This window comes from Aquimonas sp. (assembly GCF_044377145.1).
GTDB lineage: Bacteria > Pseudomonadota > Gammaproteobacteria > Xanthomonadales > Xanthomonadaceae > Aquimonas.
In genome coordinates this window covers 1-24,344 of record NZ_JBILJQ010000074.1, presented here as the reverse complement: position 1 = coordinate 24,344, position 24,344 = coordinate 1, and the positions used below count along the sequence as shown (strand labels likewise).

The following is a 24,344-nucleotide window of genomic DNA, read 5'->3' as shown; positions in this document are numbered from 1 at the left end:
CCATCAGCGATGCAGGCTTGTCGCGCGCACTCCATCAGGTCCTTGTCGCCCTTGGGGTCCAGGATGATGACGGTCTCGCCGCGGAAGACAGCTTGGGTGATCAGCGAGTCAAGAATTCTCGTTTTGCCCGCTCGTGTAGTGCCGGCGAGCAGCGTGTGGCCTGCGTTGTGGGCGATGGGCTGATAGATCGGCACAGGCTTGCCGAGCCCTTGCATCCAGCGCTGCCCCATCGTCGTGTCGTCATGCGGGGCGAGCCGCTCGGGGTCGCCTCTCACGATGGTGTGCACGAGCTGGCGCTGTGCCTGCGACCAGCTGAAGCCAAAGCCGAGGAAGATCGAGTCGGGTCTGGCCTTGCAGATCTTGCGCAGTTCTTCTCGCGTCATGAACTGGAGTGCCTGGCCGTTGAGCTGACGCTGGACGCGCAGCAGCTGCATGACCTTTGGGATCTGCCGAAGGAGCATCAGGAGGCATATGCCTGCAAACAGCAGGAACGGCGTGCTGGGGTAGTCCGCGACGTAGGCGGACACGCCCATCAGCGCAGCTGCAGAGGCCCAAGCAGCGATCGAGTAGATCTCGTAGATCGGACGGAATGGATTTTCCAGACTCAGCGCGGGATCGCTCATTCGAACACCGGCTCCACGTATTGGGGGTTCAATTCGACGTAGTTCGCGCCCGCCTCATCCTGCTTGACGAGCACGAGGGGATTGCGGGTGCTCGCCAGCAGAAGGCTGAAGTCCGGTTTCGAGAACTCTCGGCGGATGCGCGATTGGCCGAGCAGCTTGGTCAGCGCATCGCGGTAGCGCTTCACCTGCGCCTTGGGGGCCTCGATCGGTGGCGTGCGGTCGAGACCGGCGGTGCGCAGTTCGGCTCGCACCTGTGCCTTCAGATTCTCGAAGAACTCTGGCACTGCTGAGCGCGCAGGGGTGGTCATTTGCAGGGCCGTGATCTCCCCGGTACTGCGACGGATGGGAAGCTCACGCCCATCCAGATCGCCGGATTCGGCCCGCGGTTCGGGCAGATCAAGCAGCGGCAGGTGCTCACGCAAGATGGTCCAGGTGGGGGTCAGCTGTTCGACGAAGAGTGAGCCCTCGATTCGCCCATGCTCGGTCGAAATCGCGACGACCAGGCGTTGCGCTGCGGGATCCATCTCCAGCCAGCCTTCGGAGAAAAGCCGGTCGCGCAAGTCAACTGGATCCACGCCAAGGTCCGCGAAGGCGTGGGGAAAGGCAACGACGGTCCGACCCTCCACCAAGGCCGCATGGGTGTGCCAGCGCAGTTCGCCCGAAACAAAGCGCTCCATGATCGCGCGCACCCATCTTGCGCCGCCGTTCTTTTCCGGCACTTCCGCGATGGCTTGTCGGATCACGGCAAGCGCCCGGTCATGATCAGTCTCTAGAGGGCGTCCAGCGCCCGGCCGCGTGGCGGCGGCTCTGGGCGTTTGCGGCGTTGCGTCGCCCTGCCCTTCAGGCGGCGTGGTGTTCTCCACGGTGAACGCTGGCACCGCTCGTGCGTTCGTTGTGGTGAGAGGAGCCGCCGGCTCCTCAGTCGAGGTCGATGTCTGCATCCGCGCAGGGGTCAATGGAGCGGCCGCCGCGCGCGGTTGAGGTGGACTCGGTGGTGGAGGCGCCGGCTCAAGTGATGCAGAGACGGCCGCCGACGCAGCAGAGGGTGAGGGGGCTGCAGGTGTGGGCTGGGGTGATCCGGCCCGGACAAGCTCCGCCGGCATCGGCGGAACCGCTTCCTGTGCGCCCAGGATCTGCCCTGGGTGTGCGAAGCGCACCAGGTTGAGCTCCAGTACCGCGTCGCGGCCCTCAATCCGCACAGGCCACACCGCGCGCTTGTCCGGGCCGAGTTCCAGCATGTGCATACGCACCAGCAGATCGATGAGCTGGCCCGTCTCCGACGGGAAGCCTTTCAGGTGACCCCCTTGGCGCAGCCGGGCGATCGGCACGGTGAAGACATCTGGAATGGCGCCGAACAGTCCGGCCGCCGTGTGAAAGAGCGGCCCGGTCTTGGTGATGTTCCAGGTTCCGTCCTCGACCAGCTGGGTCATCGCGCGGGCGAGCATGCCGGCGTGTGTGCGCAGCGGTGACCCGCCTGAGGCCGCGATGCGGCGCGCCTGGTCCTCAAGATCGAAGTCAGCACTCGATCGATCAGCCTTGTGTGCGATCTCGGCGATCGGGTTGGTCTTGTCTTCGGGATTGGTGAAGGCGGTGACCAGCTTGTTGAGGATCTCGTGGCCACCTTCATCCGACAGGTAGTCCAAGAGGTCGGGCCCGACGATCTCGCGCAGCAGCACGGGGCCAAAGGCTATGTGGCGCATCGAGCGCGGCCCGGGCCGCCAGTAGATGTAGTAAGCAGAAATCTTGTGGCGAGCGAGCCAGGCCCACAGCGAGGCACCATGGCCGCTCCATTGGAGCTCGCCGGACTCATCGACGGCGTTGACGTCTACGACCACCTTGCCGAGGTCGTGCAGCAGCGCGGCGAACACCGCGGCGAGCCGCCACTTCGGATCGAGCGTCTTGCGGCGCTCTGCCAGCATGTCGAAGGCCCAGACGCGTCCCTCGCAGAGGCGCGCGGCAAAGAATGCGGCTTCCAGACCATGTCGGAGCATCCCTCCTCGCCCGCAGTGATGGTCAGCCTCGGAGGCCGGCAAGAGGTGGACGCGTTCGGCATAGCGCAGCAACACCGGCATCACCCACCGTGCAAACTCAGGGCGGGTGTAGCCGAGCGACTGCCGGAGCCTGTCGACCGTCTCCTGCTGGGTGTCGAGCAGAACCGCGGGCTCAATGGCTGGGATGGGTGGGCTGCGCTCCGGGTAGCGCGGAACAGGAGCATCTTCGAACGACGTGGGGGCGTCGATGTTGACTCCGTCGCGATTGAAGCTCTGCCGCGGCGGCTCCGAGAGCAACGCCTTCAAGCTGGGCGGCTCGCTGCGCGAGGCTTCGGGCGTGCGTGGCGAGAAGAGCTTGAGGATTCTGTTGAGCATGGTTGGGATTTTCCATGCTTGCCCCACAGCCCATTTCCGCTTAGCCCCCCTTTTTCGAGGGGTTTTCGACACTCGCAGTTCCGTCGGGAATCAACGCCCAGCGACGCGCTGAGCTTCAAGCGCGCGGACGTATTCACCCGCTTTGCTATGGCCAAGCATCTCAGCGCGGCGATACCACTCTTCGGCCTGCGCTGGGTCGCGCTGGACACCGTCGGTGCCGCGTGCAAACAGGTTTCCGAGGTTCGCGGCTGCCTGCGCATTGCCGGCATTCGCCGCAAGGGCGAAGAACTCGATTGCACGCTCCGTCGAGCGAGCAGCGCCCTGACCATTGATGTAGAGCGTGGCCAGATTGTTCATCGCCTGAGCGTTTCCGGCACGCGCTGCAGCGTCGAAGCGACTGAACGCTGCGGCATGATCACCCGCACGGAAAGCTGCCAGTCCAGACTCGTTTTTCCGGCGGGCTTCTTCTGCTACTGCAGCGGCGTTGCGATTCTCCTGATCGCGCGAAATCTCCGCCTGGAGAGCGGCGATATGGCGATCACGCTCTGCCAGTAGGGCATCTCGCTCGGCCAGCTGCTTCTGCAAGGCAACCACCTCACCCCGCATGGCCTGCATCTCGGCAAGCACGTCGGCCAGCGAAGGCTCCGGCGTGGATGGCTGCAGGTCTTCCAGCACGAGGGACATCGACGCCTCCTCGGTCTGGGCCGCATCCGGTGTGTGGGTCGGGACAGGCGTCGCCGCTGCTGCTGCGGTAGCGACCCGCAGTTCTTCTGCCTCGCGGTTTGCCGCAGCAACGCGGACTGCTTCTTGCTCGCGTTTCTCTGTGGCTTCGCGCTCGGCCTCCATGCGCCGGTCCTCTGCTTCGCGCTCTGCTGCCGCAATTCTCTGCGACTCCACTTCACGCGTCTGATCAACTTCGCCTTGCAGTGTCCTATCGCCGTGCTGGGCCGCTCGCTGAGCCCACCGTGTGGCAGCTTCGAAAGCAGGCGGTGCCTGGTTGAGATGATGCGCAACCAATCGACGTAGGGCTTCCAGGTGGCCGCCCTGGCCTGCGCGTTCCAGCATCGGCAGCGCAGCGGCTGGATCGGCGCCATTGAGCAAACGCGCGGCCAGCGCGAAGGCGGCATCCGGATGGTTGGCTTCCGCCGCTGCCCTCAACCAGCGCTCGGCTTCTTCAGACTGCGGGGGAAGATGCACCCCATCGCTGTACAGGGTGTGGAGACGGTAGGCAGCGTCGGGATTCCGCGCTTCCGCGGCGTGGCGAAGCAGAGCGGTCCCCTGCTCGCGTGCCCGCTCGCGTTGGGGGCCGGACAGGCTCGTGTTCGTCGACGCGCGAAGCAGCGTATCGGCCACTTTGAGCTGCGCGCGGGTGTCGCCCGCCACGCTGGCCTTGCTGTACCACTCGGCGGCGCGTCGATGGTCGCCCAGGCGCTCGTAGTGCTCGGCGAGTGCCATGAGTTCGCTGGCCGGCGTTCCCGGACGGCGTGCAGCCTCCTCACGCGCCGCGATATCGGTCGCCCCCTCCGACGCTGCACGTGGGTGGCCACCCGCCGGTGCATGAGCGGCAAAGTCTTCAGCGGCGGTGTCGGTGGCGAACACGACGCATGGCGAGGTCGCAAGGCCGAGGGCAATCAGGGCAGGGAGCAGCTTCAAGGGCATGCGGGATCTCCAATAGAGCGTGCATCTTATCGACTGCACCTCCCACCCTCTTACGGAAACCCTCCGGTTTCGCCTCGTTATCTGGCAGTTTTGGCGCCCGAGCCCCGCTGGCCAGTGGGTCCGGTGTGCTCCAATTGACCGGCGAGCAGGTCGACCGGCGAGGCGCGGCCGGGCGATCGCGCGGCACGCCGCTGGTAGATGGGATAGACCGCATCGGTGATCGCCACCGGACAGGCCTGGCCAAACAGGACGCGTCCGGAGGCACCCGCCTGGCGGCGCGAGGCCTCGCCCAGGTCGCCATAGCCGCGCTGTTCGAGATCCCGAAGCGAGACTTCGAAGCCGTTGGCATGCTGGACCAGTACGCTGAGGCGTTCGCGGGTCTTGTCGCTGATCGGCTCACGCAAGAGCAAGTCGAACCAGCCTTCTCCGCCGGACCGCGCTGCCCGACCACGCAACTGGTGCAGCTGCGACAAACCGAACCGCTGAGGATCGACGACGATGACGCGACGAACGCCCGGCAGCGTCACACCGACCTCGACCACGGTCGTGCTCAGGAGGATATCGGCTTCCCGCGCGCGCATCGCCCGCATCGTTTCGCGCTTCTCGTCGTCGGGTGTGTCGCCCGTCAGCATGCGAATGCGCTCCGCGGGGAAGACCTTGCACCAGCCTTCGTAAGCACCGCGGACGCTTCGCCGGTCGGCTTCGCGGACTCCTACATCGTGGCCGGCGTCGATCTCGGTATCACCGCGCAGCGGATACACCACGATGACCTGCACGCCCTGACGTACGTCCGACCGCACTTCGGCGAAAAGTCCCGAGCGGTCCGCGTGTTCATGGACGCGCGTCGTGATGCACCGGCGCGCATGGCCTGCCGGCAGAACTGCCACGGTGGCGGCGCCATAGCGTGCCAAGGCCTGGGTCCGCGGAATGCAGGTGGCGCTGACCAGCAGCAGGTGCGTTTCAAGTTCCACAAGCTGCGATTTCTGCTCCACGCTGAAGCGCTGTTCTTCGTCCACCACCACGAGGTCGAAGGTGCCCGTCTCGCGATGGAGAACTGCACTCGTGCCGACGACCCAAGCCGCATCCTTCAGGTTCTGGATTTCGCTCTCGCCCGTGACCAGGGCGGGCCCAATGTCGGGGAAGGCATGGTTGAGTTCGCGGTGCACCTGTTCGGCCAGTACGGTGCTCGGCAGCAGCACAGCAACGCGACGGTTGGCGTCGACGACAGCGGCAGCAAGCGCGCCGAAGCATGCGGTCTTTCCGGACCCGACGTCGCCCAACAGGACGCCGTTCAGGCGTCGGCCGGCACGCAGAGGCTGCGCCAACTCATCAATCGCGGCGGACTGCTCTTCCGACAGCGTGAACGGAAAGGCTTCCTTGCGTAGCGTGAGGGTCGGCAATGACATCGGCGCCACCCCCCGCTGGACGCGCTGGGTCTGCGCACTCGCCAGAGCATCGAGAGCGGCAAGCTTCAGGAGAACCTCGCGCGCAAATTCAGCATAGGCGCGGTCGCGCGGTGCGTGTGCCTGCTGGAGGACTTGCTTCAACGTCCAGCCGCCCGCTTCGAGTTCGGCCAGAAGCCCGGCCATATCGCCGAGGCCCTCAAGGCGCCGGCAGATTTCGGCGGCCGCGCGATCGACGATTCGTGGCAAGACACCCAGGACCAGATCGCGCACCTCATCGGACGTGATGACCGCCGGAACGCTCGGATAGACCGGGCGCAGGCGGGTCGACCAGACATCCTCGACCAGCCCGAGGACCGTTCCGCTGAGACGTTCTGAATACCAGCGGAAGCGAATGCTCAGGAGATGCTCGCTACCCTCTACGAGCCGTGCCTTCCAGTCAGCGGTGTTGCCGAAGACGGTGGCGCTGAACGTGTTGTCGCGGGCGTCTGCCAACACCACCACCACGCGGGGCGCGCCGTTGAAGAACGTTCGGGGCGCGCCTGCGACACGCACGTGCATCGCGTAGACCAAGTCTTCTTGCGCCAGGCGATGGTCCTGCAGGGTTTCGGGCGGATCGACGTAGCTGACTGGCAGCAGGAGCGCGGCCTGCCACGGTGCCTTGACGTCGAGCGCTCGAAGTCGAGCGAGGGGATGCGCAGCGGCGGGTGGCGAAGAAGTGTCCATGTCTGGTTTTGCCCTTCAACGATGGGCCATTTGAGCCCGCGCACCCCGAGTTATCCACAGCCGCTGGGGACATCGAATGTTGCTGATCGGCAACATGGTCTAGACTATCTTGCGCGTTGCCGATCGGCAACATCGGGAGGAAGGACGGCGCATGGTTCGCCCGACCCGGCGTGAGGTGCTCGGTCGCCTGATTCGCAACGCGCGGATTGAGCGAGGCCTCGGCGTGGGCGAGCTTGCAGTTCGGCTGGGCGTCAGCCGCTACACGGTCATGAACCTCGAACGCGGCCATAAGGCCGTCGGCAGCGACACGCTGATCGACGTGCTGCTTGAGCTGGGCTTGCTCTCGGAGCTTGCTGAAGCGGCCTTCGAGGAGACCGAGCCGGACTAGCCGTCGAGGCTCTCGGAGACGGCGCGCAGGATTGCCGCTGCTGCCTCACTCTTCTTCTTGCCCTTCAGCCTGGACAGCATGTGGGTGATGAAGCCGGCAAGCTCCTCAGGATTCGTCACGATGCGGTCGAGGACGGACAACTTGGCCAGCCACTGCCTGCCATGCTCTGCAGAGTCCGACTCAGTCGCGAAAATCTCGAACGCGGCCTCTCGCCCGTCCGCAGGACCCGTTTCTGTCGCAAGAAAGTCCAGGCCTTCCACCGTACCGGACACGATGCCTTGCTCGTGTTTGCCGACGCCACCCGGTGTGGAATACGCCCATGAGATCGCCGCGCCGGCCTGCTTGGCCAGCTCAGCTGCACTCAATCCTTCAGGCAGTCGCCCCGAGACACGTGTGCAGTCCGCAGACGAACGGACGGCAGCTGAAGGCAGGCGCGAGGCAATAGCCTGTGTCGCCTTGGCCAGACGCCGACTGGTCACGATGGTGGTTTTGGATTCGATCATGACGCCTGCCTAGATACCTGACTCAGCAAACGATACAAGATCCCCACGCGCCTTGCGGTCATCGTTGACCCTGCATCTCGCTGTTCGGTCGTCCTCGAAGGTTGCCCTTCAGGAAACATGATGACGCCTCCCCTGGCACTGGCCAGTGTTCCAAGCCGGGAATCGCCCAGCTCACCGGGTCGGAGTCTCAGCCCTCTCGAGCCTTCGCGCGCGGTCCATCCCGCGCGCCGGCTCGGGGACGCCGCGGTGCGGCGCGATAGCGTTGTTCGCAGTTCGTCGAGTTCGGCTGTCCGGCCGGCGATGACTTGCCGACCGCGCTCGCGGACTCTCCCTGCGCGTCAGTTCGGGCGCTCCTCGCCCTACCCCCATCCGGGGCGGTGTTCGTTTCTCCGGAACCTGTAGCCAGTAGCCGTAGGCCCTCACGCTCAATGTTGATCGCCGCGTTCTGATCGCGGTCGAGTTCCGACCCGCAGGCCGGACAGGTCCAGCGACTGTCCTGCAGCCGAAGCCCGGCGTGGATGTGTCCGCATCCACTGCAGGTCTTGCTGCTCGGAAACCAGCGATCGACCGTGACCACGATCCGGCCGTGCCACTCTGCTTTGTAGTTCAGCTGGCGGCCCAGCTCGCCCAAGCCCGCGTCGGCGAGGCCGCGCCGGAAACCGCGGTGCAGGCTGCGACCCATGGCCGCAACGGCCAGGTCTTCTAGGATCAGGATCTCCGCGCGCTGCACGGCCGCCGCGCTGATCTGGTGCAGGTGATCGCGGCGCACATCGGCGATCTGCGCGTGGAGGCGCCCGATCTGCTGCTGCGTGCGCTGCCGGCGCTTCGAATAACCCAGGCGCGTGCCCTTTGGGCACCGCTGCTTTGGATCGAGGCCCTGCGACTGCATCTGTACCGCCAGCTGCCGGCTCTGACGGCGCTGGTAGCGGCGAAGCTTGGCCAGTTTCACCTTGAGCGGCTTGGCCGCGGTGAACACCCGGCCGTCGCTGCAGGTCGCGGTTTGACGTAGGCCAAGGTCGATGCCGAGCGCGTGGCGCTCTGCGGGCCGGGCTTCGGGACGCGGCACACCATCGGCGGTGAAGGTCGCGAACCAGCGGCCGGCGCTGTCCTGCCGCACCGTCACCGAGCGCAATCGGCCGTCCATCGCTTCGGTGCGACGAAAGCGCACGCGGCCCAGCCCGTCGATCTGCACCTCGCCGTGGCGCTCGCCCAGCATCACCTGCTGTCGGCGCTGATCGAGCTTGAAGCGGGCGCTGTTGACCGTACCGAAGCGCTTGCGCCGCGGCGGCCGCGCGCGGCCGGCGAAGAAGTTCTTCTTCGCTCGGTCGAAGTCGCGCAGGGTCTGCTCGAACGGCTCTCGCGGCAGATCGGCGAGCCAGGCAGTGTCTGGCTCGCGCTTCAGCGCCGTGAGTGCCGCCGACCAGGCGGTGACGCCGTTGCGCTGCCCCGAAGCCCGCAGCGTGCGGTCGAGCTTAAGCGCCCAGTTCCAGACGAAGCGCCGCGCCCCGAACAGGCGGCGCAGCGTGCGCGCCTGGTCCGCGGTCGGCGACAGCCGCACGCGGTAGGCGCGCTCCAAGGTAGTCGGGGGTGCGTCTTCGGACATGGCACCAACTCAGCACGACGATGCGGGTTGTCAAATTGCGCGCGCCGAGTCGCACGGGCTGAGACAGAGCGACTACAGCCGCCGGTCGCCCGCCTCGCTGACCGTGATCGCCGGAGTGGCTGCACGCCCGGTGGTGAACACGCTCCGATTGGGCTCAAGCCGGCGGGGTCGTCCCCGTCCATGGCTCCTTCGAGGCGACATCGGTGGATGAGCGATGACTCCCAGGTGTCCTAGAACGGTTGTGCACACATCGCCGCGTCGGCCAAGATGTGTGCACAACCGTTCTAGCGAACACTTCTTGACAAGTGTTGTCTAGAACGGAATCTCATCGTCCTCGAAGTTGTCCATCGGAGGCGGCTGCCGGCTGGGCGCGGGAGCGCCACCGGCCGGGCCGCGCTGACCACTCTCGCCACCGCCGCCACCGCGGCTGTATCCACCGCCGCCGGATTCGCGTCCGCCGCCTTCGCTGCGCATGCCACCGCCACCACCACCCGATGCACCACCCTCACCGGCTTGGCCGGCGCAGAGCATCTGCATTTCGTTGGCGACGATATCGGTGCTGTAGCGCTCGATGCCGTCCTTGTCGGTGTACTTGTCGGTGCGCAGGCTGCCTTCGATGTAGACCTGCCGACCTTTGCGCAAGTATTCGGCGGCGATTTCAGCCAGGCGGCCGAACATCTTCACGCGATGCCACTCGGTGCGTTCCTGCATCTGCCCGGTGTTCTTGTCCTTCCAGCTTTCGTTGGTGGCAAGACGCAGTGTGGTCACGGCCGAGCCGGCCGTGGTGTATCGGGTTTCGGGGTCAGCACCCATCGTGCCGACGAGGATGACTTTATTGATGCCACGGGCCATGTTCTGTCGTTCCTTCTCGTGGGGCGTATTCGTGATGTGCGGCGCGGATCAGCAGCGACGCGGGGCGTCGATGACGTCGACGGATACACCATAGCTCGGCGATGCCTGACGGCAACTTGCGTCAGCCCGAGCGAACGTAGCGAGCCGGTGGGCCGAGCAGAACGAGGGGGGAAAGAGCGGCGACGGTGTCCACCAAGCAATCGGTGCCGATGCCAAGGGCCTGGGTCCAGGCTCGAAGGCGACCGTCTAGATGCGACACGCTGTCGCTGTCCGAGCTGCCGACAACGACGCGTGTCGCATTGACCAGCGCGGCCCAACCCACTGAGAGCAGCATCCTCTCGCATGCGAATGCTTGGACCCACGTCTTGCGCGCCGCGCGCCGGTCGGTTTCGCTGGCCTGCACGCGAAGCTCGACGCGGTCCACGGGCGATGAAGCAAGCGCCTGCCACAGCGGAGCAGTGCAATTCGCTGCCATCGGTTGTCCTGCCGGCAGGGCCACGAGCGGCCATTCCTGGAAGGGATGAGCGTCGAACAGATCGGCGGCGCGCCCAGGGAATTCGAGCTCCTGCGCCAATCCAGCAGGCAGTTGACGCCGAAAATGGTCGATGCCCGCGGGGGATCGACTGACCTGAAATCGGAAGGTGCCGCCTTTGCCCTGCGTGTCGACGCACACAAGAGGCCTCGCAACGCTTTCGAGCGTGCAATCGGTGCGGACAGCGACAACGCCGGGCACACCGCAGAGCATCCGTTCGAGGTCCTTGAAGTCTGGAGGCAGATTCATGGCGGGGCGCTCGCTGCTGCTGAGGTGGTCGGGGTCGTGACGCTTTCGGCCGAAGACTCGGCAGCGATGCTCCGCAATTGAGGCCTTCGCACCGTTACGCCGCCAGTCGACGCGGCCTGCGCTGCACCGAACGATTGCACCGCAGTTGCGACAGCTATGCCCTGGTCTTGGAGCATGCGTTCCAAATGACGCGTGGCGCGGTCGAGGTACTTCCGTTGGTGCGCTGGGGTCGGCGAGTGATAGCGCGCGATCGCCAAGGCAACGTCACCAGCAGCACGCTCAAGTTCGTGTTTGAAGATCCAAGCACCGACAAACACATTGACGCAGGCACGGTCTCGCAGTTCTTGCAGCGTGATACCCGCTTCCGAGAGACGACCCAACCACCAGTTGTTGATCTGCATCGGACCGATATCGAAGTTGCCCTCGCCCCACTGCGATATGTGGCCTACGCGCCCCGATTCCAGGCTGTAGAGAAGCCGCAGCACGAGAGGCGAGACCTCCAGCGCACTCGCCGCCTCCTCGATGCACGTGTGGACGGCCAAGCGCTCATCGACACTGGGCTCAGATGCGGCGGACGTGGGCGCTGCCCAGATCATTGCGGCGAGAAGGGCGAAACAGGACAGGCGCATACCGAGCTGGACCGTGTGGGGGAAAGTGCTGCCGGTCGCAAGCCTATCCGAGCTGGCGTCCGTCATCGGGGGAATGCGGAGCGACCGGCAGCAGGGGTAGCTTGACGACCCAGCCTGCTCCCCACTTCCGGATACGAGCCGGAAACGCCGAGATTTCCGGAAGTGGAGAGCCTCCGGGCGAGGATACCCTGAGATCCCTCGCTCAACCGGAGACGCCCTTGATCCGCTTTGCCTTGCGCAGCGCCGTGCTGGCCGCGACCGTCGGCCTCACCACCGTCTGTGTGGGCGGGCTTTTGCTCTCCTCCGAGCCTGGCGCCGTTCTGCGTTGGGTCGACTCCGCGATCGGTGATGTAGGTGACATGTTCACAGCGCCCAACCTTCTCTCCGCCCAGGAGGCACTCTCGGTCGTTGAGGGTGTGGGGCGGGTGCTCGACGGCGAGACCTTGATGATCAACGGCCAGCGCGTTCGCCTCGCCGGCATCGAAGTGCCCGAGCAACTGAAGCAATGTGGCACAGAGGCCTCTGATTGCATCACCGAGTCTATCCGCGCCTTGCAGGGGCTCGTCAGCAGCGCGCCGGTTCGCTGTGTTGTCGGCGAAGGCGGGGCCACGTGCTATTCCGGCACGATGGACATCAACAGGGAGTTGGTTCGCGGAGGACACGCCAAGGCCTATCGCGGTTACTCAGCCACCTACATCGACGACGAGGTGGTGGCCGAGGCGGCAGGGCGCGGACTGTGGCGCTCTGCGGACCTCAGTGAACGCGGTTCGAGATAAGGCCGCACTGGATGCCATACGAAGCGACGCCTATGACCTCATTGACGCCATGCTCACCAGGCTCTTCGGTTACGCCATGCAACAGAATCGACAGGATCTTGGCAATCAGCTCAAGCGTTTCCATGCGCTCAGCTGGGACGAGCATGCGCGGACTGTTGGTCCGGGCGGATTCGAGCAGTCGCAAGGCGCGCTGAAACGAGCTGCCTGAGAAGGATGCTGCATCGCTCAACAGCTTGCCGGTTGAGTCGGGCAGCGGGCCCATCATCCCGGTGAGGCTCGCAAACGTCGCTGCGTTTTCAGCGAGCTCGTAGGCCGTCTGATCGATCTGCTCCTGACTCCACGCCTCGGAGGCCTCACACTGATTCAGGAGGTGCGAAAGGATGTTCAGCAGGTCATGCGGTTGGAAGTGCGAGTTGGCGTCCATGCTCGATCTCGGAAAATGATTCGATGAGTTGGCGACCGAGTGTCCACACTCGGTTTACTGCAACCAGAGAAGGCAAGTAGCACTGGTTGCCAATCACAGCGCCGCGGCGGCTTTCGTCGCGAGCATGCACAGCAAGAGCACAGCCCGGAACCTCGACGAGGCCTGCAGCGAGAAGCACGCCGCGGCGCGCCGCGCGCTGCGCTGACATGAGGCGGCGCCGCCCGTGCACGGCGGCGATGCGGTGGAGGCACGAGTCGAGGTAGAGCTCGGCGTTGTGGTCAGAGCCCGGTGTCCAGTCCAGGCCCATTGGCGTCTCGCCATGCACCACAACACACTGCTGCGGCCCGCGGCCGATCGTCACTGCGATAGGCAGCCGCCGCAACGTGTCTTGCAGGTGGGCCCGTTGCGGCGGTGCCAACCGCGCAATCCACTCACTGCCGACTGAGCCCCCCCGTTGGTCTGCTTTCGCAGGCTTGTCGTCATGATCAAGGAGGCTCAGCAGCAGCTCCTCGCGCACCCCTCGCACGGCAAAGAACCAGGGTTCTTCAAGTAGTTCGAGGACGCCTCCGCAATCCTGAGCACAGTTCAGCAGGTTGCCGGTCGCCAGCAGACGGTCTGTGTCGGGGTCGAAGCCGATGATCTCCAGCGCCTCGCTCAAGCGCCGACGCTCGCCAAGGATCGAGCCGACCACAAAGTCTCGTCCGCTGGCGTTGGTGGGCAGCTTGTGGACCAAGGGAATCATTCCGCTTCGCCGCCTTGCTCGGTCGCAGGCTGATTACTCTTCTCCCGGGCAAGCAGAACTCGAACACGCTCATAGGACAGGTTGACTTGCTTGCCAATGTCGCGCAGCGAATGATCCTTCGCGCGCAGTTCCAGCATGAGCTTCATGCGCGGGTCGGGTTCAGCCGGTTGAACGGATCTCGCTAGTGCCCGATTCATCATCTGGCGGCTAGACAGGTACGGAACCAGCGGCCCGGGTCTTCCAGTGCTCATGCTTCTGACTCCAAAAGTTGTTGCGCGACCGCGCGGTTGATCCATTCGCCCTGCCGAGCCTCGCTTGCACGCAGCGCAGTACCGTCCTCAGCCACGAGACGGGCGGTGTCCTGCGGGAGCGCGGCGGCGTAGAAGTCGACGAAGTTCGCGTAGTCAGCCTCGAGCCGGCAGGTGCCCTCGCAGAGGGGACACACCAGTTGCACGGGCCGAGGCACCGTGCCGACTCCGCGCGCCCATTCCCTGGGTGCGACCAAAAACACCACGCGCCCTCGCCCTTCGCAAGTTGGGCAAACCTCGGCCTCTGATGTGGCGGTCTGCCGTGTTGCATAGGCGAAGGCCAGGGCATCGCCGACGATGACAACGCCGATCAGGTCAGGCTGGCGCCGGACGGCCGATAGCAGGGTCAAGGCGGCATCACGGCGCCTGGTTTCAGGCACAGGAATGCTCATGCAGCCACCTGCCGCGCGCGCTGCTCACGCCACACACCGAACCGCGTGGCCCACGCCACACCGGCGAGATCGTGGTCTCGCAGCGCCTCGGCCATCATCGAGAGGGCACAGTCGATCCCGATTCCAAGGCGCGTGGCCTCCCCGCACTGGCAGGTCTCGCGCAGGGCATCGAATCCCTGCGCCACGACTGCCTCAGGCACGCCATGGCCGAGCGCGATAAGCGCCCATGCGGCAGCCGCGCGCGCATCGAGATCCAGCCACCTTGGCAGCGGCCGCACTGCATCAAGGTGCGTGCCGAGCTGGTCTTCGAGGGCGTCGGCCAAGCCTGCAGGCGATAGCAGCGAGGCGGCCAGTGACAGAGGAAGCGGTCGAGAAGGCATGGCGGGCAGGCGGGAGGCGATGGAGTCATCATCGCCAACCAGATCGCAGCCCATTTCCACTTAGCCCTTGGTTTCCGGGGGGGTATCGGGAAGTCCCCCTTCAGGGTGACGCGTCAACATTCCTGACTCGCAGAAGGCCAACAATGGAGCCCAGAAACGAGAGCGCCCCGCTTTGTGCGGGGCGCTGGCGGTTCGTTGACTGTGCGCCGCGGGGGCTACTTGGTGATGATGCGCTTGCGGAATGCAGCAGCAGCAACACCGGTCGCGAGAGTACCCCTGCGGATCTCCTCTTCGAGATCGCTCAGGATCGCGTCCTGATTGGAGATCACGTTGTCGAGTCGAGCAAAATCGCCGGCAGCGATCAGATCGATCGTCGCCTTGTCTCCAGGCGCTACAGCCAGGACCTTGCAGCTCAGACGCCCTTCGCTCCACCGGTCCCTCGATTCGGTCGGGCCTGCTCCGATGTTGTACTGCAGAGTCTGGTAATGGACGAGCTTGAGGGTCTCGGCCAAGAGCATATTGACCTGGCTTGCAGGCATGTGGTCTGGCGTGGCCTGCGCCAAGGTGCTGAGTCGCTGTAGAGACGCACGAATGCTGTTGCCGTGGATCGTGGCAAGCACCAGATGACCGTTTGCGGCCGCCAAGATCGCTTCGAGCGCAGTGCGCGCGTCGCGGATCTCACCGATGAACAAGACCGTGCCGCCGCCTGTGAGCCCCGGGAAGAAACGCAGGGTGTCGAGCAAGGCTTTTGCATAGCCCGACCCCGGGAGACCGGAATCGTCCGGCTCAGCCGGGATCTGGAAGCAGCGTCCCTGGCCGTGGTATCCCTCAAGCGGGCACTCCGGTGGGTCTTCGACGGTATTGCAGTGCCCTTGGTAGAGCTGCAGGCGCGATTTGACGGTGGCGCTCGCAGTCGTGGTCTTGCCCTGCCCGTTCGTCGAGGGAATCAGAACCAAGCCTCCCTGCAGGAGCTGCGGATCAAGCAACAGATCACGGCAGACTTGCGGCATGTTGAGCTGCTGAAGAGTCGGCGTCACATCTGGCAGCACGCGGAGCGCCAAGGTCTGGCCCAGGTTCGTGCGAACGTACTGCGCGCGGAAACTGCCCACGCCGTCCATCGTGATCCGTGCCTTGTTGCCCCGCGACAGATCCACCATCAGGCCGATCAAGCGATGCGCGACTTCGTCGCTCGATCCGTCCCACAGCCGGTACGGCTCGGTGCCGCCGATGTAGGCGATGCCCTGGTCGAGACAGCCCTCGCTCACCGCGATGCCGGCGCCGTCGGTCTGCGCGATCGGGATGTAGATGTCACGGATGCGGCCCCAGTCGGAGGCCGGCAGGATTTTGAGGCTCTCGATACCCATGATTACTCCATGGCCGCGCTCCGCGGCGTCGGGTTGAGATTATGCCCATGGGTGGGCGAGTGGCAACGGGTTGACTGCCGGAAATCGATGGCTTTTTCAGAGATATCTTGCATTTCGCCATTCGTCAGCGAACACAGCACAGGATGACCTCGGCCCGGCCCTTGCCGATAAATGACAGAAATCGGCACCTTTCTGGAAGTGGACGCGCCTCCAGCACCCTAGTCTTGGAGCATGCGAACCCGAACTGTTCTACTTGCTTCGTTTGTCCTCATTGCGCTGACTTCCGCTGCCTTTGCCACGGATAGTCCGGCGGCCGCATCCACAGGGACGGCGCCTCGGCTCCGCCTCGAGCTGAGTGCGCCAGGCTACCTTCTGATCGACGATCGATGGTACGTGTATGACGAGGCCGACGACGGCAGCTCCGGGTCCCGTCGCATTCGGCTCCACGCGCTCGGTAGTGGCGGCATGTTCCTGCACGGCTGGGTCAGTGGGCGCAACTGCAGGTCCGAGGCATTGGGGGGCACTACCCCCACAGGGCGGCTCGCCGCTGGCGAGGCGCTCGGTGTCGAAGAGGTGGTTGTTCCAGTACAGCACTCTGCTCTCGCTCCAGCCCGCGCGTACTTTTTCAGCTGCCAGGGTGTATGGACGGTCGCCGTGCGCTCGCCAAGCGGTGACGTGCGGTGTACCGGCCCGATTCCTGCACCCTTCACGCCTCAGCAGTGCCCAGCTTTGCGAAACCTTCCGGCGTTGGGCGGCATCTTTCGATCTGGGTTCGAGCCCTAGATTCGGATCCTCTGCCCTCCGAAGCCCTCGGCGCGTTCCATACCACGCACCTGCTCGGGGACGCCGCGGTGCGGCGCGATAGCTTCGTTCGCAGGTCATCGCGTTCGGGTGTCTGACCAGAGGTGTCTTGCCGGCCGCGCACGCGCACTCTCCCTGCTGGACGGTTCGGGCGATCCTCGCCCTACCATCATCTTGGCTGGCCAGCAGCAGTCCGTCGGGTTCTCGGATTGTCGACCCTCCAGGGCCTTCACGCGTGGTCCATCCTGTCCGCGGACTCGGGGGCACTAAGTTCAACGCGTGATGGCTTGGTTCACTGTTGGCGAAGTTCTTCGGTCCGTCCAGCGTTGCATTGCTGGAGGGACCGAAGAACCCCGGCACGAATGCCGGGGTTTTGGCTACGATCAATGCAAGTGGTCAGGTTGTTCGTTGCCCATCATGAGGGCGGCTGCTTTGCCGACGGAACAAACGGAGCAAGCGCCTCTTGGCGAGCAAGAATGGCCTTACGAAGACGCAATGCAGCTGGATGGGGAAGCTGCACATCGGTCGGTGTGTAGTTCCCCTCAGCCTGGCGCGCCTCGGTGTATGCGATCTCGACTGCATTGAAGTCGAGATCCGCCGAGATCAGACGTGCCATGCGATCAAGAAAACCAACCGGCACTTCGATGTAGTCCTCCCAGTCGTCTGTGTCCACGCCGCTCATTCCGATGGAACGGCTGCCTTCGCGACAGCCTTCCAGACCCAGGATCTGCTTCGATGTTAGGTTGATCGCAGAACCTTCATCTCTGGGACCAGTGCGCGCTGTACCGTCGTTGGTAGAGGAGCGCGACTTCTCATCCAGCGATGCGATCCATGCAGCCAGCTCGACGTACTCGTCAGGCATGGAAGATGCGTTAGCGCCATTGTCGAGTGCGGCCTGCATGGCTGCGTCCAGCGTCAAAACGATCGCATTGCCCGGAATGGCTCCGTACCCTTCGATGTGGACATATTTCAGGCAACTCGCAGGAGCCTCGCTCTGATACGAGGCCCGCTGCAACCAGCGTTGCGACTGCTCCAGAACGACGCGAGCATCCGAGGCCGCAATCCCATCGTCGTGCTCATTTAGCAACGCCCTCAACGAGCCTTCCATTTCAGCCAGGAGATCGAGCAGGGCGCGTAGATGTGAAGGCCAGTGGTCCGTCGATGGAAGATCAGTGACGCCCTGATGTTGGTCGATGATCAAAGCGAACGGCGAAACCGAATCGCCGTCCAGGCCGAGATCGTCCAGCACCCGCTCACAGCGACTGTTCTTCGTGTGATCAAAGAGGCCCGCTACGACCTTGAAGCGATCCGCATTCTTCTTGTGCTCAGACAGTTGGCGTTTCAGCCATTCCCGATCCTCGATCAGGTACTCGAGCTGGGCCTGCATCGCAGCTTGGGAGGAGCCATACATCGCTGCGGTGAAAATCGGTTCTTCGCCAACTGCAGGTGTTTTGTGATTTGTCTCACTCATGTGATCCTCCAGATTCAGACGCCTCGGCTGCTTGGTGAGATACCCGGCGCGGCCGAGAATCAGTCACTACCCGGCACGCTGAGCGTGCGGGGTCGCTTGGCAAGGAGGGGCACACCAGCCCGAGGGCAGATGTGCCCCGGGGTGTTCGGCTACGCCGGTGGATTGGAAACGAGGGTCAGGCAAGCCCGCAGTAGCGGAGTGAGCGACCCTCGGACCTCAGACAGAACGGACGCATTCGGAACGCTGCGATGGCCGCTCCCTCGTCGTCCGCGCGCGTGTCAAACCGTGCACCGGGGAGACCCAATGCAGCGGCGATAGCACCTTCGGTGTTTTCACCCCTGCCCTGCCGCAATTCGACGCCACCGCGATGGCGACGACGCAGAATCGCGTGGGTGTGGCCGTCGGCGTTGAAGTCAACCGTGGCCTGCCAGGGCCGATCGGTGATCTGCTCATCCATGACCTTCTCCTTGATCTAGGCTGCCCTTAGACGTTCGTAGGCACCGTTCAGAAATCGGTCCCAATCCTCGGTGGAGCCTTGGTGTAGTTGGACTCGGTCCCAGACCAGATCGGGAATCTCGGCAAGCGCAGCGATGACGGCGGACGCCTGCCCTGACCCATCGAGTCGCAGCTGTACGCGGTAGTGGGGCAATACCTGCTCCTCCCACATCCCCAGCGGCGTGAGGCTGGGTCGGTGACGCGTGGCTACGTTCGGAACAAGGGCGCCAGAGTCGACGAGGTGCCGGAGGTAGCCGTTTCTCGCATACGGGCTCGCCGCACCATCCACTGAGTCACCTTTTCCGCCGCGAATCTCCGCTGGGTCCACAAGCAGATCCAGCAAGCTTTCCCGCCGGAACTGTTCTATTGGAATCGCTTCCTTCAGCGTCTTGCGGATCGCTGCAATGTAGTTCTCGGGCGACGTCCATTTGCTGTTGGCGAAGCGGAAACCACCGTCTTCGCAATCAACCGCTGTGCGGCAGGCTTCGGTGATCAGGGTCGATCGAGTTCCAATGCCGAGCAGCTGCCACCTTCGTGCGATGAGGCCGCGCATGTCGAAGGTTCGGTTGTCGCCAGACTCTCCTGCGAGGACAAAGGCCGTCTCACCGGATGATCGCCAGCGGTACTCCTCGGCCAGCTCCGGACGCTCGGCCACGTGGAGGGCGCGTGCCTGATCCACGTTGACCGAAAATGCGAGCAGTCGAAAGATCAGCGAGATACTCATGCCGCCACCCGCTGAAGCTGGGCCGAGACCGTCCGTGCGAGCGCGATGGGATCCAGATCAAATGTACCGACCGGGATCAGGTACTCGAAGTCAGAGGCCTGCGCGAGGCCTCCTGCCGCAGCAATCTCCGCCTCGATGACGAGACGGCAGGTCGTGTCGACCTGGCGGACCAGGGATGCCCGTGTGGCTGCGATCGCGAGACCGATCTCCTCAGCAAACCCGTGGAGCGCCAGCTCTTCAAGCTGGGCAAGGGTGTTCAGACCACGGTTGCGGGCGGTCAAGAATGCCCGTGCGATGGCATGCGTAGTGGTGTTCATCGTGACGTCTCCAAAGGAAAAGGGACGCGCACGATCCCCCGGGTGGGGACGTGTAAGCGTCCCCGTGGGGTGTGGCCTGATGGCCGGGATGTGTGTGCTCCGTTGGCCGGGAGCGGCGGTCTGCACCTGATGGTGCAATCGAAGAGGACGGTACGTCGGCGAGCGCCTCGCGGCAACGGGTTGACACCGCTTGCCCTGATTCCGAGTTCGGCCTACCTGCAGCTGCGCCGCGGGGCAGTGGATCGGGTGCGTGAAAATCAGCCTGTCAGGTTATGACCCCTGCTGCGCGCGAGACGATACGGAGGGAGAGCTTCGAGCATGCGGCGGCCATAGGTCGTGGACTTCAGTCGACTGTCGACGATGAAGATAGATCCGGTATCCGTCTCGGTTCGAATGAGCCGGCCGCAACTCTGGATGAGCCGCAGGTGCGCTTTCGGTACCACCACTTCGTTGAAGAAGCTGCGTCCCTGCTGGGTCAGGTGGCGCTCCAGAGCGATCTGTACGGGGCCGTCGGGCGGTGCGAAGGGCAGCTTCGCGATCACGACCACTTCGCACAGCTTGCCGGGCAGATCGAGGCCCTCGCTGAGGCCCTGCACGCCGAGCAAGATCGACGGTTGCCCTGCTTGGACGCGGGCGGCGTGACGACCCAGCAACTCATCACGAGCGTACTGACCCTGCAGCAGGGTGAAAACGGCAATGTCGGGCGGCAGTCGCGTTGCGACATCTCGCATCTGTCGATGACTGGAGAACAGCCCCAGCGTGCCCCCAGACCGCGCATGCACCTCAACCAGTGTCTGCACAACCTCGTCGGTGTGCGCGTCGACCCTCGCCGGCGTCGCAGGGCCCCCCACTACGCTCAGGCTGGCCTGCTCGTGAAGCTTGAAAGGGCTTGCCAGGGCCACTGTCGAAGCGCGGCCGATCAGCCCGACCTCATCGAGATAGAGATCGAAGCTATTGAGCGAGCGCAGCGTCGCCGAGGTGAGTAGCGCGCCGGCAGCGGCCGCCCAAAGGCCCGCTGCGAGCTCCTCGGCAGCCGAAAGCGGCGCAACGCACAGCCGTACACGATCGACACTGTTGCCGCCGGCCTCCACCCAGCGTGCGATGGGCCTGCTGACCTCGTCAGTGCCGAAGATCTCCGCGAGCCGCTCCAGCTCACCAAGGCGATCCACAAGCGGTCCCAGCCGCACCTTGATTCGTGACAGCTGTTCGGCATGAGCACCTGAGGACAAGGCGTCAAGGGTCTCGACCACGACCTGGGCGAGAGGCCTGCTGGCATGTAGAAGCGCATCGAGCAGGTCGCCGATCGAGGCGGCGGCTGCGTCCTCCAGGAGGACCGAAACTTCGGCGCCGTCGCCGGTCCTCGATGTTTGCCTCGCTGCGTGTCGGCGGGCCACATCGTCGATGGTGGTGGCGAGGCGGCTGAGCGCAATGCGTGTCGCCTCGGCGTGGGCGGACACGCGCTCGATGCGCTCCGTTGGGGAGTCGAGTGTGCGCAGCGCGTGCGCCAGGCTTCCGCGCGCACGCTGTAGGCTCGTCGCCAACGCACGCGGCTCCAGCGCACACGAGAATGCCTCGACTGCAGCAGCTGGCAGATGGTGCGCCTCGTCGAACACGTAGACGGTGTCGGCCGGGGCGGGCAGCGGCGAAGACTCGGCATCGCGAGCTTTCAGTGCGGCGAGCACGAGCGCGTGATTCGTGACGATGACGTCGGCCTTCTTGAGGCCTGATCGGGCGTGACGGAACGCGCAGCGTTGGTAAAACGGGCATGCTGCGCCGCTGCACTGCGACGCCGTCGCGGTGATGGTCGATAGCAGCGCGGGCGACGCCCGGTCCGGCCAGGTGTCGAGGTCTCCATCCCATTTCGCAGAGGCGCGTGCCTTCGCCATCCTGTCGACCTGCGACAGTTCATCATCCGACGGACGCGTTCGCCAAACGGGCTCGATCGCATCGTCGCCGAGATCAAGATTGTCCTGGTCGGGATGGCTCGAATCCGCTGCCTGCAGACGCAGATCGCAGACGTAGCGCGTTCGTCCCTTGGCCATCATCGCCTTGAACTCAAGCCCAGCCACGGCCGCCAGTCGCGGCAGTTCGTTCTCCAACAGCTGCTGCTGGAGCGCTACGGTGGCCGTTGCAACCACGAGCTTCTTCTTTCGCGCCAGCGCCGCCGGTATTGCACCCAGCAGATAGCCCAGCGACTTGCCGGTACCGGTGGGCGCTTCGACCACGCTGTGTAGAGGCCCCTCTGCGCCGCCGGCCGCGACGCGTGCGGCTTCGGCGATCAGCCGATTCTGCACACCACGCTTGCGAATGCCGGCGTGATTCACCAGCCGCTCGTGTGCTTCGCGGATTTCGGTTTTGGTCTCATCCGTCAGCATGCTGGGCTCCTTCCGATTCCGACAGGATGAAAGGCTCCATCGCATGCGCAACTTGCGGCCAGCGCCCAAAGGACGCCGGTCTCCTGGATCGGCCGCCTGGGTGCTGTCGCAATTGGACAACTTCGGCGCAGGCTCCAAGGCAGGACCCTGTAGCCGTTGTTATTGTTAGCGCTCGTAAAGTAGAAAAGGTCGCCTATTGTTCAACTTTGCGCCCGACATGGGTGCCTACGATCTGACCTCGCATTGAGGGGATTCTTGGCGCAGCATGTTGACTACTGCTAAGGCAAGAGTCCCTGCGCCCGCGCTCACAGGTCCATCTGTCGCCAGCGCATGATCTGGGCATCGACCTCATCCCACGGTAATCGGCTCCCGTCATTGCGCATTGCTTCATAGGCTGCGGCAGCGCGATCTACACCAATCCTGCCGGACTGCAGCAAAGTTTCGACGAGCCACAGTGTGCCGCGTACCACTACGTATTCAGCCTCGGCTGCAATCCTCAGTGAGCGATCTCCAGAGAGCAGCGGGCAGCCCATCGATCGCGCCAGAGCCAGCGCGAAGAGATCGTTGATGCTTGGTCCGCGGAATCGAGTCCGAAGATTCTCAACGTACTGCACGTCTTCGGGCGGCTGCGAGATGACCTTCAGTCCGAGCGCAGGCAGTACGCCGTAGTGATCGGCTAACTCTTCGACATAGAGGATGTCCGGGACGCAGAACTCGACGTCGATCATACGAAACGCATCTTCCAGCAGACCACCAGCTGCTAGGTCGATGATGATGTTCGCGTCAGTAACAACCAGTCGCATTGGGAGCATCCATGCGCCGGCGGGCCCGCAGTTCCACCAAGGGTAGCGCCAATAGCTCTGCGGCCTTGGATTCGCCGATCAGATCCTCGGCAAGGGCACGGTAGACAAGCTGCGCAAATCGGCGTGGGCACTCCTTGGGATAGGGCTCACCCGGCTCCTTCTCCCGCCAGGAGTTTGCGCCTTCCTTCTGGCTGGCGAAGAAGTCCCAATGCCGCATTGCTACAGCTTTGGTGAGGATGGCAAGGTCTTGGGCGCGATACACCCAGCCGTTCATGCTGAGGCCCCACTCGTGCTTGAGCATGTAGAGCTCCTGCGGCTCGAGCCAAGACCGGGAGGCGCCGAGTAGTCGAATGGCCTCGCCCTTCGGCACAAGGAAGGCACTTGCGAACCTGTTGCAGGCACGCTCCTCGTCCAGATCTGGAGCAACGCGCCCATGGAGCACCAAGTGACCCAGCTCATGGGCCAAGGTGAAGCGCTGACGATCACCTGGCCACTCTTGGCCAACGACGATCACAGTATGTCCATTGGACTTGGCTACCAGCCCGTCGAACTTCTTGCCGCCGTCATGCGGAGTGAGGATGACCTTAACTCCTTCCTCTTCCATCTTGTCGATGAGGTTGCCGATGGGTCCGGTACCGAGCTGCCATGCGGCCCGCACCTGGTCAGCCACCGCCTCAACAACGTCGTAGGAGTCGACTTTCGCCGGCAGTCTCTTCGGCAACGCGAACGTCCTTGGCCAAGACGCCGGGACGATGGACTCCAGTTCGATCCATCGCTCCAGCCGATCACGGACATCCTCCAATGCTCGAGCCTCGTCCTGTGGGGAGAGCTTCTCATGCTTGCGGAATTCGACTTCGGTCAGCTCGACGGCAGACTGCCGGAAGAAGTATTCGGTGCGCACGCCGAAGGTTTTGGCTAGGCGCAGCAAGGTCTCGGAAGACGGCTTGATCACATCGCGTTCGTACTTGGAGATCGCCATCGCGCTCAGGCCCACGGCCAAGCCAACGTCACGAAGCGAGAGACCGGCAACTACCCGTCCCTGCTTGATTCGGGAACCCAACATGCACATCCCCCAGTTTACGCCACTACGGCCCTGTTGACACATTGTAAACCACAGGTTTAGAGTTTACGTGAACCTCACCACAGGAGCGACATGTAAACCATGGCCACCAACCCTCCGAAGGGCGACGGACACCGGAAAGGTGCAGTCCGTGACCGCAGCCAGATCCACAATCCTCACAACGATCGCTGGACCAAACGCGACACCGAGACCGGCAAGTTCATCGACCAGAAAGCGGACCAGAAGCCTTTCATCGGAGTCTCAGCCCTCCCGAGCCTTCGCGCGCGGTCCGTCCCGCGCGCCGGCTCGGGGGCGCCGCGGTGCGGCGCGATAGCGTTGTTCGCAGTTCGACGAGTTCGGCTGTCCGGTCGGCGATGAC

The 24,344-nt window shown here is 64.2% G+C and carries 24 protein-coding genes; 2 read left to right on the top strand and 22 right to left on the bottom strand.

The genetic code is table 11. The features are described from left to right. The 4 genes from ACIQ7H_RS18235 to ACIQ7H_RS18220 all read right to left on the bottom strand — a co-directional run. The coding region (locus tag ACIQ7H_RS18235) for a type IV secretion system DNA-binding domain-containing protein (RefSeq protein ID WP_395794170.1) at positions 1-623 on the bottom strand (623 nt) is incomplete at its 3' end. After that, a complete protein-coding gene (mobH, locus tag ACIQ7H_RS18230) occupies positions 620-2,989 on the bottom strand; it encodes a MobH family relaxase (protein ID WP_395794168.1) in 2,370 nt (789 codons plus the stop codon). The genes mobH and ACIQ7H_RS18235, both read right to left, overlap by 4 nt. Before the next feature lie 90 nt (positions 2,990-3,079). Next, entirely contained in the window at positions 3,080-3,835 is a 756-nt protein-coding gene (locus ACIQ7H_RS18225) for a hypothetical protein (RefSeq protein WP_395794166.1), read from the bottom strand. 890 nt (positions 3,836-4,725) lie between these two features. After that, a complete protein-coding gene (locus ACIQ7H_RS18220) occupies positions 4,726-6,777 on the bottom strand; it encodes a DEAD/DEAH box helicase (protein ID WP_395794164.1) in 2,052 nt (683 codons plus the stop codon). Between the two features lie 151 nt (positions 6,778-6,928). On the opposite strand from ACIQ7H_RS18220, the gene ACIQ7H_RS18215 reads away from it, so the two are divergent. Then, positions 6,929-7,165: a helix-turn-helix domain-containing protein gene (locus tag ACIQ7H_RS18215; RefSeq protein ID WP_395794162.1), complete on the top strand. Its 237-nt coding sequence runs from the start codon at positions 6,929-6,931 to the stop codon at positions 7,163-7,165. Here ACIQ7H_RS18215 and ACIQ7H_RS18210 read toward each other — a convergent pair. From ACIQ7H_RS18210 to ACIQ7H_RS18190, 5 genes are all read right to left on the bottom strand, one after another. Further along, a complete protein-coding gene (locus ACIQ7H_RS18210; RefSeq protein WP_395794160.1) occupies positions 7,162-7,668 on the bottom strand; it encodes a hypothetical protein in 507 nt (168 codons plus the stop codon). The two genes, ACIQ7H_RS18215 and ACIQ7H_RS18210, sit on opposite strands and share 4 nt — an antisense overlap. A 187-nt stretch (positions 7,669-7,855) precedes the next feature. Continuing rightward, entirely contained in the window at positions 7,856-9,271 is a 1,416-nt protein-coding gene (locus ACIQ7H_RS18205) for an RNA-guided endonuclease InsQ/TnpB family protein (RefSeq protein ID WP_395794158.1), read from the bottom strand. A gap of 312 nt (positions 9,272-9,583) precedes the next feature. After that, positions 9,584-10,123 (bottom strand): single-stranded DNA-binding protein, encoded by a 540-nt coding sequence (ssb, locus tag ACIQ7H_RS18200; protein WP_395794156.1) that lies wholly within the window; start codon positions 10,121-10,123, stop codon positions 9,584-9,586. A 121-nt stretch (positions 10,124-10,244) separates the two neighbouring features. After that, positions 10,245-10,904 (bottom strand): hypothetical protein, encoded by a 660-nt coding sequence (locus tag ACIQ7H_RS18195; RefSeq protein WP_395794154.1) that lies wholly within the window; start codon positions 10,902-10,904, stop codon positions 10,245-10,247. Further along, a complete protein-coding gene (locus ACIQ7H_RS18190; RefSeq protein ID WP_395794152.1) occupies positions 10,901-11,599 on the bottom strand; it encodes a lytic transglycosylase domain-containing protein in 699 nt (232 codons plus the stop codon). Before ACIQ7H_RS18190 ends, ACIQ7H_RS18195 begins: the two co-directional genes overlap by 4 nt. A 152-nt stretch (positions 11,600-11,751) precedes the next feature. Between ACIQ7H_RS18190 and ACIQ7H_RS18185 the strand changes: the two genes are divergently transcribed. After that, the gene (locus ACIQ7H_RS18185; protein ID WP_395794150.1) at positions 11,752-12,309 is read left to right on the top strand and encodes a thermonuclease family protein; all 558 of its coding nucleotides are present in this window, start codon (positions 11,752-11,754) and stop codon (positions 12,307-12,309) included. On the opposite strand, the gene ACIQ7H_RS18180 is transcribed toward ACIQ7H_RS18185, so the two are convergent. The 13 genes from ACIQ7H_RS18180 to ACIQ7H_RS18120 form a co-directional block, all read right to left on the bottom strand. Then, a complete protein-coding gene (locus ACIQ7H_RS18180; protein ID WP_395794148.1) occupies positions 12,287-12,733 on the bottom strand; it encodes a hypothetical protein in 447 nt (148 codons plus the stop codon). The genes ACIQ7H_RS18185 and ACIQ7H_RS18180 overlap by 23 nt on opposite strands. After that, positions 12,702-13,466, bottom strand: a complete 765-nt coding sequence (locus tag ACIQ7H_RS18175) for a hypothetical protein (protein ID WP_395794146.1) — start codon at positions 13,464-13,466, stop codon at positions 12,702-12,704. Before ACIQ7H_RS18175 ends, ACIQ7H_RS18180 begins: the two co-directional genes overlap by 32 nt. Positions 13,467-13,471: 5 nt before the next feature. Further along, positions 13,472-13,621: a hypothetical protein gene (locus ACIQ7H_RS18170; RefSeq protein ID WP_395794144.1), complete on the bottom strand. Its 150-nt coding sequence runs from the start codon at positions 13,619-13,621 to the stop codon at positions 13,472-13,474. Positions 13,622-13,722: 101 nt separating this feature from the next. Continuing rightward, positions 13,723-14,175, bottom strand: a complete 453-nt coding sequence (locus ACIQ7H_RS18165; protein WP_395794142.1) for a hypothetical protein — start codon at positions 14,173-14,175, stop codon at positions 13,723-13,725. Further along, positions 14,172-14,609 (bottom strand): hypothetical protein, encoded by a 438-nt coding sequence (locus ACIQ7H_RS18160; RefSeq protein ID WP_395794140.1) that lies wholly within the window; start codon positions 14,607-14,609, stop codon positions 14,172-14,174. The genes ACIQ7H_RS18165 and ACIQ7H_RS18160 overlap by 4 nt, the downstream gene beginning before the upstream one ends. Before the next feature lie 161 nt (positions 14,610-14,770). Next, complete coding sequence (locus ACIQ7H_RS18155) at positions 14,771-15,919, bottom strand: ATPase, T2SS/T4P/T4SS family (protein ID WP_395794137.1); 1,149 nt, start codon at positions 15,917-15,919, stop codon at positions 14,771-14,773. A gap of 1,216 nt (positions 15,920-17,135) precedes the next feature. Then, positions 17,136-18,191: a hypothetical protein gene (locus ACIQ7H_RS18150; protein WP_395794135.1), complete on the bottom strand. Its 1,056-nt coding sequence runs from the start codon at positions 18,189-18,191 to the stop codon at positions 17,136-17,138. 175 nt (positions 18,192-18,366) lie between these two features. Further along, the gene (locus tag ACIQ7H_RS18145; RefSeq protein WP_395794133.1) at positions 18,367-18,648 is read right to left on the bottom strand and encodes a hypothetical protein; all 282 of its coding nucleotides are present in this window, start codon (positions 18,646-18,648) and stop codon (positions 18,367-18,369) included. Between the two features lie 15 nt (positions 18,649-18,663). After that, positions 18,664-19,410 (bottom strand): hypothetical protein, encoded by a 747-nt coding sequence (locus ACIQ7H_RS18140; protein WP_395794131.1) that lies wholly within the window; start codon positions 19,408-19,410, stop codon positions 18,664-18,666. Continuing rightward, entirely contained in the window at positions 19,407-19,727 is a 321-nt protein-coding gene (locus tag ACIQ7H_RS18135; RefSeq protein WP_395794129.1) for a hypothetical protein, read from the bottom strand. The genes ACIQ7H_RS18140 and ACIQ7H_RS18135 overlap by 4 nt, the downstream gene beginning before the upstream one ends. Before the next feature lie 257 nt (positions 19,728-19,984). Then, positions 19,985-22,102: an ATP-dependent DNA helicase DinG gene (dinG, locus tag ACIQ7H_RS18130; RefSeq protein ID WP_395794127.1), complete on the bottom strand. Its 2,118-nt coding sequence runs from the start codon at positions 22,100-22,102 to the stop codon at positions 19,985-19,987. A 305-nt stretch (positions 22,103-22,407) separates the two neighbouring features. After that, positions 22,408-22,905, bottom strand: a complete 498-nt coding sequence (locus ACIQ7H_RS18125) for a DUF3368 domain-containing protein (RefSeq protein WP_395794125.1) — start codon at positions 22,903-22,905, stop codon at positions 22,408-22,410. Continuing rightward, a complete protein-coding gene (locus ACIQ7H_RS18120; protein WP_395794123.1) occupies positions 22,886-23,968 on the bottom strand; it encodes a helix-turn-helix domain-containing protein in 1,083 nt (360 codons plus the stop codon). The genes ACIQ7H_RS18125 and ACIQ7H_RS18120 overlap by 20 nt, the downstream gene beginning before the upstream one ends. Positions 23,969-24,344: the final 376 nt, after the last annotated feature.